Origin of the sequence: Candidatus Bandiella numerosa, assembly GCF_021811875.1 — a bacterium.
GTDB classification, from domain to species: domain Bacteria; phylum Pseudomonadota; class Alphaproteobacteria; order Rickettsiales; family Midichloriaceae; genus Aquirickettsia; species Aquirickettsia numerosa_A.
In genome coordinates this window covers 1-267 of sequence record NZ_JAJBJD010000238.1, presented here as the reverse complement: position 1 = coordinate 267, position 267 = coordinate 1, and the positions used below count along the sequence as shown (strand labels likewise).

1 protein-coding gene is annotated in these 267 nt (G+C 47.6%); it reads left to right on the top strand.

Annotated elements, in window-relative coordinates; translation table 11 throughout:
* Positions 1-80: 80 nt before the first annotated feature.
* The coding region (locus tag L8D11_RS05510; RefSeq protein ID WP_272906063.1) for a reverse transcriptase domain-containing protein at positions 81-267 on the top strand (187 nt) is incomplete at its 3' end.

The following is a 267-nucleotide window of genomic DNA, read 5'->3' as shown; positions in this document are numbered from 1 at the left end:
TACTTTGCCGTCAGCTTCCTTCCGCCAACTCCTCACGAAGTTAACCTTGCCTCAGCTAATGGACAGCTCTATATCAGCCCATGAGGGACTTGAACCCTCTACTCTTACATCATGCACGGCGCACAAATGGTGAGTCAAGCAAGAGAGACATAGGAACGCCACAAGGTGGGCCGCTCTCACCACTTCTTAGTAACATTTTACTTCATGAACTAGATAGAGAACTTCACTTGCGCAAACACTCATTTGTGAGGTATGCTGACGACTGTA